The sequence below is a fragment of the Streptomyces sp. rh34 genome, assembly GCF_002551245.1.
GTDB lineage: Bacteria > Actinomycetota > Actinomycetes > Streptomycetales > Streptomycetaceae > Streptomyces.
The window spans coordinates 40,886-50,875 of the sequence record NZ_NTGZ01000018.1 but is presented as its reverse complement, the minus strand read 5'-3'; the positions used below and the strand labels follow the sequence as shown (position 1 = coordinate 50,875).

11 protein-coding genes and 1 pseudogene are annotated in these 9,990 nt (G+C 72.7%); 2 read left to right on the top strand and 10 right to left on the bottom strand.

The genetic code is table 11. The features are described 5' to 3' along the window. Positions 1-179: pseudogene (locus CR470_RS40360) on the bottom strand (prepilin peptidase); the annotation flags it as partial. Between the two features lie 104 nt (positions 180-283). Here CR470_RS40360 and CR470_RS06615 point away from each other — a divergent pair. After that, positions 284-688, top strand: coding sequence for a DUF192 domain-containing protein (locus CR470_RS06615; RefSeq protein ID WP_097866650.1), 405 nt, complete (start codon positions 284-286; stop codon positions 686-688). Between the two features lie 36 nt (positions 689-724). On the opposite strand, the gene CR470_RS06610 is transcribed toward CR470_RS06615, so the two are convergent. Beyond that, a complete protein-coding gene (locus CR470_RS06610; protein ID WP_097866648.1) occupies positions 725-1,924 on the bottom strand; it encodes a glycosyltransferase family 39 protein in 1,200 nt (399 codons plus the stop codon). 87 nt (positions 1,925-2,011) lie between these two features. After that, positions 2,012-2,605, bottom strand: a complete 594-nt coding sequence (locus CR470_RS06605) for a hypothetical protein (RefSeq protein ID WP_097866649.1) — start codon at positions 2,603-2,605, stop codon at positions 2,012-2,014. A 312-nt stretch (positions 2,606-2,917) separates the two neighbouring features. Between CR470_RS06605 and CR470_RS06600 the strand changes: the two genes are divergently transcribed. Then, complete coding sequence (locus CR470_RS06600; protein WP_097866644.1) at positions 2,918-3,607, top strand: haloacid dehalogenase type II; 690 nt, start codon at positions 2,918-2,920, stop codon at positions 3,605-3,607. Positions 3,608-3,647: 40 nt separating this feature from the next. Here the strand turns inward: CR470_RS06600 and CR470_RS06595 are convergent, their stop codons facing one another. The 7 genes from CR470_RS06595 to CR470_RS06565 all read right to left on the bottom strand — a co-directional run bounded on the left by CR470_RS06595 (position 3,648) and on the right by CR470_RS06565 (position 9,980). Further along, a complete protein-coding gene (locus CR470_RS06595) occupies positions 3,648-4,565 on the bottom strand; it encodes an aldo/keto reductase (protein WP_097866643.1) in 918 nt (305 codons plus the stop codon). 150 nt (positions 4,566-4,715) lie between these two features. Continuing rightward, positions 4,716-6,266: a hypothetical protein gene (locus tag CR470_RS06590; protein ID WP_097866642.1), complete on the bottom strand. Its 1,551-nt coding sequence runs from the start codon at positions 6,264-6,266 to the stop codon at positions 4,716-4,718. A 336-nt stretch (positions 6,267-6,602) separates the two neighbouring features. Next, complete coding sequence (locus CR470_RS06585; protein WP_097866647.1) at positions 6,603-7,244, bottom strand: OmpA family protein; 642 nt, start codon at positions 7,242-7,244, stop codon at positions 6,603-6,605. 8 nt (positions 7,245-7,252) lie between these two features. Continuing rightward, a complete protein-coding gene (locus CR470_RS06580; protein WP_097866641.1) occupies positions 7,253-7,873 on the bottom strand; it encodes a hypothetical protein in 621 nt (206 codons plus the stop codon). A gap of 29 nt (positions 7,874-7,902) precedes the next feature. Further along, positions 7,903-8,511, bottom strand: a complete 609-nt coding sequence (locus CR470_RS06575) for a pilus assembly protein TadG-related protein (RefSeq protein WP_097866640.1) — start codon at positions 8,509-8,511, stop codon at positions 7,903-7,905. Beyond that, positions 8,511-8,741, bottom strand: a complete 231-nt coding sequence (locus CR470_RS06570; RefSeq protein WP_097866639.1) for a hypothetical protein — start codon at positions 8,739-8,741, stop codon at positions 8,511-8,513. The genes CR470_RS06575 and CR470_RS06570 overlap by 1 nt, the downstream gene beginning before the upstream one ends. A 204-nt stretch (positions 8,742-8,945) precedes the next feature. Beyond that, entirely contained in the window at positions 8,946-9,980 is a 1,035-nt protein-coding gene (locus tag CR470_RS06565; protein WP_097866638.1) for a response regulator transcription factor, read from the bottom strand. Positions 9,981-9,990: the final 10 nt, after the last annotated feature.

Sequence of the window (9,990 nt, the reverse complement as noted above, 5' to 3'; positions counted from 1 at the left end):
GGCGCGCACCGGGCCGGGCCGAGCCAGCCGCGGACCGGGCCGGTGAGCGGGTGCCCGGCGGGGCACGCCGTACGCCAGGGCTCCTCCGGCTCGACGGCGAACCGGTACGCGGCACGCGGGATCAGCAGTCCGGTGACGGCACCCCAGACCGCGGCGAGTGCGAGCAGCGCGGCGTCCACGGGACGACCCTAATGGGCCGCGCGAACAGGGGTCTTGGGCCCGGGGGCCCAAGCGCGGCCGTATCGGACCCGGGCACGTCCGACGAGAGCTACGGTCGGTGCCCATGAGGACATGGCGCGATGGCGACGGGACGCTCACGGTCGGCACGGTCTCCGGGGTCCGGGAGGTGCCGTTGCGGATAGCGGCCTCGTACCGGGCCCGCACCAAGGGGCTGCTCGGGCGGGACGGGATCGAGGGGGCGATGATGCTCACCCCGTGCGGCAGCGTGCACACCTTCCGGATGCGCTTCCCCATCGATGTGGCGTACCTGGACCGGAAGTTCACGGTCCTGGCCGTCCGCACGATGAAGCCCGGCCGCCTCGGGCTGCCCCGGCCACGGGCCCGGCACGTGGTGGAGGCGGAGGCCGGGGCGATGGAGCGGTGGGGGGTGCGGCCGGGCGTACGGGTGGAACTGAGGGCGACGGCCCCTGCCTCCGGGGCGTCAGGGGCGTCAGGTTCTGGAGCCTGAGAACGCGGGGCGCGACGCGACGCCGCGGGGACTGGGCTACGGCGGTCCCGGGCCCAGCAGGGTCCAGGCCCCGTACGCGGCGGACGCGCAGGCCAGGACGGCGAGGACGGTGGCCGTGCGCCCGGTCGTGCGCAGCCGCAGCAGGGCGACGGCGGGCGGGAGCAACAGGGGGAACGCGGGCATCATCAGGCGCGGCCGGGAGCCGAAGTATCCGGCGCCGATCAGCGAGATGACGACGATCGTGAGGGCGTAGACGAGGACCGGGAGCGGCTGCCGCTGCCGTACGCAGAGGACCACCAGGCCGCCGAGCAGCCCGAGCGCCGCACACAGGCCGAGGGCGGCGGGCCACGGGAGTTCAGCGATGAAGGCGGCGAGCGCACGCCCGCCGTCGATGTTGTTGCCCCACTGTGCCTGGACGTCGAAGTAGGCGAACGGGCTGCCCTCGCGGACGGCCACGAACACCACGTACGCCAGCCAGCCCAGCGGTGCGAGCGCCACGCCCGCGATCATCCGGGCGTTGCGGCGCAGCACCGGGCCGGCGCGGCGCTCGTCGCGGTACTCCCGTACGAGCGTGACGGCCGCGGTGATCGCCAGGGCCGCGATGAGCGCCGCCGCCGTGGGCCGGGTGAGCCCCGCCAGGACGCAGAGTGCGCCCGCCACGATCCAGCGGCCCCTGAGGACGGCGTACAGCGCCCAGGCGGCGAGCGCGGTGAACAGGGTCTCGGTGTACGCCATCGACTGGACGAACGCCGTCGGGTACACCCCCCACAGGGCGGCCAGCACCACGCCCGTACGCCGTCCGCGCAGCTGGGCGCCGACGGCGAAGATGCCCCAGGCGGCGAGCAGCCCGGCCGTCCAGGCGACCAGGAGTCCGGCGCCGCCGAGGGTGAGCGGGGTCACCTCGGAGACGGAGCGTTCCAGGGCCGGGAGCAGGGGGAAGAACGCCAGGTCGGAGTGGACGGAGCCGTCCGGGAGGATGGCGGTGTAGCGGTAGCCGTTCTCGGCGATGCGCTGGTACCAGACGGAGTCCCAGCGTCCGCTGAGCGGCCCCAGGGGGTCCTTCCCGGCGGCCGAGACGGCCGCCCAGAAGGCCAGGAGCCCCAGGGCCCGGGCGCCGGCGTAGACCGCGAGCGCGGGCGCGGCGGCCCGGAACGCGGCGGCGGCCCGGGACCCCGGGGTGCGGGGTCCCGGGGCCGGACCGGCGGGCGGCCTGGTGCGGAGCTGGTGATCGGACATACGGCCGATTATGACCGCGGTGGCGGGCATCCCCCCGCACCGGGGGCCGGGGCCCGGGCACCGTCCGGGCCTTCGCGGAGGCCCGGCTCAGACGCCGAGCACCTCGTTCCCGTACACCTTCCACGGCGACATCTCCACCCCGTCCATGACGGCCAGCTGCGGGTGGCGGGCGGCCGTCTCGTCCCGTACGGCGACGGTGTCCGGCCACGCGTGGAGGTGCGCGTCGCCCTCGATGACGACACCGTCCCAGTCGGTGGCGGCCGTCGCTCCGCTCCGGTCGACGACGAAGCCTATGCAGAGCACGGAGGCCCGTCCGACGGTCCGCCGGATGGCGCTCACCGCGTGCTCCCGCTCCGGCTCGGGCAGCTCCCCGACGGAGAACTCCACGGCGACGACCCCGGTCCGGGCCTGCCGGATGCGCACCAGGAGGTCGAATCCCCCGTCGGTCCACAACCGGAATCCGACCTCGCGCAGCCGCTGGAGGCCGGCGATGGACAGCAACTGCTCGCGGGTCACGGGCGAACGGGCGCCCAGGGAGGCGGAGTCGAGGCTGACGAGCACCGTGCGGCCGGTCACCGGGTGCGCCGGGCGGAGCCCTTCGGACTCCAGGTCGCCCAGCAGTGTCCGGGCGTCCAGCCGGGTCCAGCCCAGGTGGTACGAGTAGAAGAATCCGGCATCCATCGACGCCCCACCCCCATCGCTGTTCTTCGCGGCGTCGTGGTCGGCGACCACCGGCACATCCGAGCGTACTGAGCCGCGGCCGGGGCGGCGTGGGCCCAGGGGCCCACCGGCGGCCCCAGCGGAACGGGGGGCGCGGTGCGGCCCGGCCCGGCGCAAACGGCAACCGCACCCCGCGCCCGCGCCCGGGCCCGGCTTAGGGAGTGTCCGTCACGGGAGCGGCCCTCCTGCTGACCGGACACGGTCGAGCAGGGCATGTGGTGCGGGTCGTGCGGTGTTGTTCGGTCTGCCGCCCACTTCGGAGGAGACCCCGCCATGGCAGAGCTGAAGATCGACGCCGTCGTGTTCGACGTACTCGGCACCCTCGTCGACGAACCCGCCGGACTCCGCGCCGGCATCCGCGCGCTCACCCCGCCCCCCGACGCCGCCGGGACCGAGCGGCTCCTGCTGCTGTGGCAGCGGCACATCGAGCGGGAGCAGCGCCGCGTCCTCGACGGCGACCGGCCCTACCTCCCCGGCGACCTCCTCGACCAGGAGGCCGCCGGGGTCGTCGCGGAGGCCGCCGGGGTCGAGGACCCGGCGGCGGTGGAGGCGCTGGCCCGGTCGGCCCGCCGCCTCCCGCCGTGGCCCGACACCGTGGCGGGGCTCGATCGGATCGCCGGGCGCTTCCCCCTGATCGGCCTCTCCAACGCGAGCCGGACGGCGCTGCTGGGTCTGAACGCCCACGCCGGACTGCGCTGGCACCAGGCCCTGTCCGCCGAGGACGCCCGCACCTACAAGCCGGACCCGGCGGTCTACCGGCTGGCCGTCACCGCAGCCGGGGTGCCGCCGGAACGCGTGCTGATGGTCGCCGCCCACGCCTGGGACCTGCGCGGCGCGCAGGCGCTCGGCCTGCGCACGGCCTACGTGGCCCGCCCGGTCGGCGACCCGCCCACCTCCTCGGACCGGTTCGACCTGTACGCGGAGGGTCTGGCCGATCTGGCGGGGCGACTGGGGGTGTCGTAGGGGCGTCGCCGGGGGTGCGGAGCCCGTTGATCAGGGTCGGTCAGCCGGTGCCTCCGTCGCGGTGGAGGGCTTCCAGGGCGGTCAGTTCGTCGTCGGACAGCCGCAGGGCTCCGGCGGCCACGTTGGCGGCCAGGTGGTCCGGGTTGCCGGTGCCGGGGATGGCGAGCACGTGGGGCCCGCGGTGGAGCGTCCAGGCCAGCCGGATCTGCGCCGTGCTCGCGCCGTGCGCGCGGGCGACGGGGAGCAGCGCGTCGCCGTCGGCGTCCGCAGAGGCGCCCGCCTCGCGCCCGGCGCCCGCGATGGAGTAGAAGGGCACGAAGGCGATCCCCTGCTCACCGCAGGCCCGTAGGAACGCGTCCTGGTCCGGCGGGGATCCGAGCCCGTACTTGTTCTGCACGCAGACCACCGGTGCGATGGCACGGGCTTCGGCGAGCTGCGCGGGGCCGACGTTGGAGAGGCCGAGGTGACGGATCAGCCCGGCCTCGCGCAGTTCGGCCAGCGCACCGAACCGTTCGGCGACCGAATCGGTCCCCACGACGCGCAGGTTCACCACGTCGAGGTGGTCGCGGCCGAGCTGCCGAAGGTTCTCCTCCACCTGCCCGCGCAGCTGTCCCGGCGTGGCGTGGTCCTGCCACGCGCCCGAGGAGTCGCGGCACGGTCCGACCTTGGTGGTGATGACCAGGTCGTCGGGGTACGGGGCGAGCGCGCTGTTGATCAGCTCGTTGGCCGAGCGGAGTCGCGAGAAGTAGAACGCGGCGGTGTCGATGTGGTTCACGCCGAGTTCGCGGGCTCGGCGCAGCACCCGTATCGCACGGTTCCGGTCACCCGGCACCGCGTCGACGTCGAATGCTTCGCCCTGCTGCGGCAACCGCATCGTCCCGAACCCGATCCGGTTGACCACGAGGTCGCCCAGGGTCCAGGTACCCGAGGCGGCGGCGGTGATCGTCTCTGATGTCATGCCTGGATGATCTCCGGGCGAACGTGGCGCCGACGGTGGTTCAGCGGAGCGCGGAACGCCGCCCGGGAAGACGCCCCGGGGCCGGAGGGCCCGGCGGGGCCTCGCGGCGTACGCGCCGGCGGAGAGGGCGGGCCCCGGCCTGCTCCGCTCTCAGGCCAGCGGGCAGCTGAGAGGGAGGACGCGTTCGGTCAGCCGGCCGGTGAGGACGGTGTCGGTGACGACCGCCTCCGTCAGCCAGTCCGCCGCGGTCAGCCGGTCCACCAGCTCCCGCAGGCCGTCGGGGGCGACGGCGCACCAGGAGGAGAGGGCTTCCAGGCCGAGGCCCTCGCCCTCGGCCCCCAGTTGTCCGTCGGCGGTGACACCGGTGGCCAGGGCCAGGGCGAGCAGACGGGCGTCGGCAGCGGTCTTGGCCTTGCGGAGCTTCTTCTCCCCGACGACTCGCTGGGCCCATCCGCTGAGCTTGGGGCGCATCTTCCTGCCGAAGGTGAACGGTCCCGGGTCGTTCTCACCGGGCGTCAGGGACGGCACGCTGATGCGGGTGGCGTTCTCCGGGCGGGAGGCGATCAGCTCGTCGACGGTCCCGGCGATGTCCAGCCAGCCGCACTCCATCAGTTGCCCCACCAGGTGCTCGGGATCCGGCACGGGCAGCCCCTTGAGGTCCTGCCCGACGAGGTTGCCGACTCCGGAATGCGCGGTGCGCAGCGTCAGCATCACCACCAGCAGGCGGGCCTCCGGCCCCGGCAGGGGTGCGTGGTCGGCCACGTGGGTGAGGACGGCCCGTGCGTGTTCCCACTGCGCGGGCGCGGTCAGCAGCCGTGCCACAGCGGGCTCTTCGCCTTCCGGAGCCTCTCCGATGCGGTGCAGATGCTGGAGCCGGACGGTGGCGGCAGCCTGTTCGGCACGCTCGGCGTCGAGGCGCAGCTCCGTGTCACCGGTGGCTTCGGCCCAGGCGGAGAAGGCCTTCGCCTTGCGGGCGTGGAGGTCGGCGAGCATCGCGAGGTCGGGTTCGGGGCGCTGCTGGTAGGCGCGGAACAGTTCGCCGAGTTCGGTGAGTTCGTCCCGCAGCGCGACGGGCCGCAGGTGGTGCGGGACGAATCGCTGTGCGATCCTCCCGCGCCGGGCGCGTGGCCGCTTCGGCCTCGGGGCCCGGGGGGCCGGCACCTCGTGCGGGGCGGCGGCCCCGGAATCGGTGTGCGAGAAGTGGGGGCCGACGGCCGACACCTCCGGCGCGGGGCGCGCCGCGGCCCGGAAGGGGTCGGCCGGAGCCGTCCTGTCGGGGGCCGGGGCGGTGGCGGCGATCTTCGCGGTGGGGTGGGCGGCCGCGCAGCGCGAGCAGCACTCCATCACCTGCCACCAGCGCCCTTCCCGGTCCGTGACGACGGCCAGGACGACCGCGCCCCCGCACCTCCAGGGCGCGGGGCTCTCACGAGGTCCGGCGGGGCGGATGTGGGTATGGCATTCCTCGGCCCGGCAGGCGCAGTACGCCGACGGGCGGGGGGCCGGGCCCGCGCGCAGATGGGCCTTGAGATGCTCGACCGCCGCCGTACGGCCGACGGCCGCGGAGGGCAGCACCTGCGCGGCGCAGGCCGGGCGGCTGCACGAGACGCGTACGTCCGCACGGCCGCGGCCGACAGGGTCCAGCCGCACCGTCCATGTGCGTCCCGTCACCCGCTCGTTCGTCGCGTGGGCCTCCACACCCATCACACCCTCCTCGACGCCTGTTCGTACGTGCACCCCGGCACCCCCGCTGAGGTATGTGCCCGGGGCACACGGCGTGTTGCATCCAGCCGCGCCGGCCGGCCGGTCCGGATTCCAGCCCGGCCGCACGACGGACCCACCGTGCTCTTATCCGTATGAGATGCGTTTGATCCACAACGCAAACGACGGTCCGCCGTTCGGGTGACGGGTTTGGAGAGTATGTGGCCGGTTTACGGCCCTGGCGGGCGCCGGGCGGGCCGGCCGCCGTGACGACGAACGGCCCGGCACGCGAGATCGTCGCGTGCCGGGCCGGGCCGTCTCCCGTGGGTACGGAGGAGCTCAGGACCCCGCGCCGCGCGGGAAGGAGACCTCCACGCGGCGGTTCTTCTTGCGGCCCTCTTCGTTGCTGTTGCTGGCGATCGGGTACTGCTCGCCGTAACCCCGGATCTCGTACGTGATCGTGGGGCCGAGCTCCTTCGACAGAACCCTGTGCACGGCGTCGGCGCGCTGCTTGGACAGGACGTCGCCGTGGGCCGAGGAGCCGAGGTCGTCGGTGAAGCCGAAGACGCGGACCTTGGTCGCGTTCTGCTTCTTGATCTCGTCGGCGATCGCGGCGATCCGGGCGTTGGCCGCCGAGCCGAGCTTCGCGCTGTCCTTGCCGAAGAGGACTTCGGCCTGGAGCGCGAACTTGATGTCGGCGTTGCTGTCCTCGCGGCGTTCCTCGCCTCCGAGGTCCTCCACGACCTGGACGATGTCGAGGACCTTCGACGGTCCGAGCGTGCCCCCGTCGGGCATCTTCAGGTCGGGGTCATGGGGATCCACCTGGACTGGTGGGACGGACTGGGCCTCCGTGCCGGGAGGGACGCTGGGACCGTCGTCGGCCAGGGCGGGGACGCCCCCGAACAGCGTGAGACTCGCAGCGACGAGAAACGAGGCAGCCGTCAGCCCGGCCGGCCTCACGCGGGTGCGTGTGTGCGTCATGCCCGCCGTCACCCGGAGATCCTTACCGACGTGGTGGCGAACGTCGGCAGAGTGAAGTCGACCTCGGTTGTCGTACTCGGCGGCGCCGGGAACTGCATGAAGACGGACGTGGTCTTCCCAGCCAGAAGAGGCGGAATGCCGGTCGTGCACAGGCAACGGCTCTCGGTGTCACGCAGGATGTAATAGCGCTTCTTGCCCACCTTGTCGACGAGCGTGGCTCCGGCGACCGAGTTCGGGTTCTTCGCGAGAAGCGCCGACTCCGTGCCGGCCCACGCAGTCGTGTTCCTGGACTCCGTACCGTCGTTCCTGATCGAGGCCTGCAGCGTGACGAAGCCACCCGAATCGCGCTTCGCCTGATGAATCGTCATGACAAGGCCGTCGCCGCGTACCTCCGCCAGTTTGGCATTCGGGTCCACGTTCTCGCCGGCAGCCGTGTCCGGTGACTGGTCGCCATCCTCATCCTCGGAAGGGGAGACCGGTGCGGATGGCGCCGCGGAGTTCTTACCACCCTGCTTGGCCTCATCGCTGCCACCGTCGTCGCCGCAGCCGGCGAGGGCCAGGCTGAAGACGGCCGTCAGGGCGGCAGCCGCCAGCGCTCTCCGGCCCGTCGTGGTGTGCCGCATGCTCATGATCGGTTTCCTCTACTCATCGTTCGCTGTCACTGGTCGACCAAACGCACGTCGAAGAGAGTCCTGCTCACGCTCTCCCACGGCGGAGGGCTGGCGGGCGGGATCTCGACGACCTCGCCGTTTCGGCACGTGAAGATGAAGAGGTCCTGGACGCCGTCGCTGTTGGCGTCGATGGCCTTCGGGTTGGGGCAGCGGAACTCGATGAGCGCGGTGGCCTCGGCTTTGGCGAACGTGTTCTCCGAACCGGGGAGCACCGACGAGTCCACCGGCTTGCGGCCCTCGACCTCGACCTTGATCAGGTCGCGCAGGTAGCCGTACGCCGGCTCACAGAGGGTCGTGTCGGCCTCATTGGCGGCGGCCAGCCGCTCTGCCGCGGCGCAGGGCGGAACAAAGGGCGCACCCAGGAAGATGTCCAGGGTGTTGCCGGGGAGCGAGGCGTAGAACCCCGTCCCGAAATTGTCCCGCGCCTTCTGGGCGGCGGCCAGCGCGGCGGCGTCGGCCGCTCCCTGGGAACCGTTGCGCAGAGCGGAGGCCTTGCCGACGGCGAAGAAGGCCAACGCAAGGAAGAGCAGGACCCCCACCATCATGATGTAGATGGGGAAGGCCTGCCCTCCGTCGCTGCGGGAACGACCGGTCATCACTGGGCGGTGATGGAATCCACCAGTCCACGGATACGCGCCGAGATCGCACCGCCGATGCCCGTCGCCACGATCGCCCCGATGATCGCCACGACCACCAGAACGATGCCCAGGTACTCGAACGCCGTCTGTCCCCGGTCCTTCGCCGCGTAGCGCTTCTGGATGCTGCTGACGGCGGTGTTGGCCCAGCCGTTGACGCGGATGACGGTCTTCAGGGTGATGTCCGACATGGTGTTCCCTTCCGGGTTCGGCCGACCGGTTGCCGGCCGACTCGCACGTTCCTGCGGTGCCGTCCTCGGTACCGGCTTCCTCCTGGCCGGTGCCGTTGACGACGTGAGAAACATAGAGGGGAATTATCACTCGCCCAGAGGGTCCGTGGGCCCATTCCCGGGCCCAAAAGGCTTTCTGGTCAACCCCGTTGCGCGATCGCTCGGTCATGGCTGCCGCCCGGAGTTCCGGGGCGCGGTGCCGAGCCAGTGGGCGATCGCCTCGCTGCGGGTGGCGCTGTGGAGCTTCGTGAAGATGCGGTTGATGTGGTTCTTGACCGTCTTCTCACTGATGAAACAGGTGGCGGCGATCTGCTGATTACTCATTCCGGACGCAATCAGGTCCATGACCTCCACCTCCCTCGAACTCAGCCTGTACTGCTGCCTGTTGGCGGCAGACGCCGACCCCCCGGACACAGAAGACTGTCCCACAGAAGGTTGCAGTTGCGAAAGACTTTCCGAATTTTCGAGGGCGCGTGGCGGTGCGTGCGCGGGTACGGGCGCTGGCGTCAGCGCCGATCCGAGCCCCTCGGGCAGGGGGCCCCGGGCCGGCGGCGACCCCAGGCGCATGTGGGCCAGCAGGGCGTCGGCCGCCGTGGCGGTGAAGTTCGCGCGGCCGTCCTTCGTGTCGCGCACCGCCCGGACCAATTGGTCCGCGGTGAACTCGCCGTGCACCAGGTAGCCACCCGCGCCCAGGCGCAGCGCCTCGTGGACGATCTCGCTCTCGCGGCTGTACGTCAGCATCAGCACGGGCGCGATGCCGACCAGGTGCGGCAGGGCCGAGATGCCGTCCACGCCGGGCATCCGGACGTCGAGCAGGACCACGTCGGGGCGGTGCTGGAGCGTCTTCTCGTAGGCCTCGCGGCCGTCCGCCGCCTCTGCCGCGACCTGGATGTCGGCCCGGCCCGACAGCAGGGCGCCCAGGCCCGCCCGGACCACCGGGTTGTCGTCCGCGACGACCACCCGGAGCCGGGCCGGTTCGGGAGCTGCGGGAGCCGGCGGGAAGGGGGACGCGGTGGGCTCTCCGAACGCGGGATACGGCGTCGGCGCGGCCGGGTGCTGGATCGCAGAGTGCTGGTGTCCGGGTTGTCCGGCGGGGCCGGGGGCCGGGGTGAGCGGGATGTGCGACGACGTGCGCTGGGGGGCGGGGCGCTGAGCCGCCGCCCCGCTGCGGTTCGGCGCAGGGGAGACATCGTCCGGCATGCTGCGACCT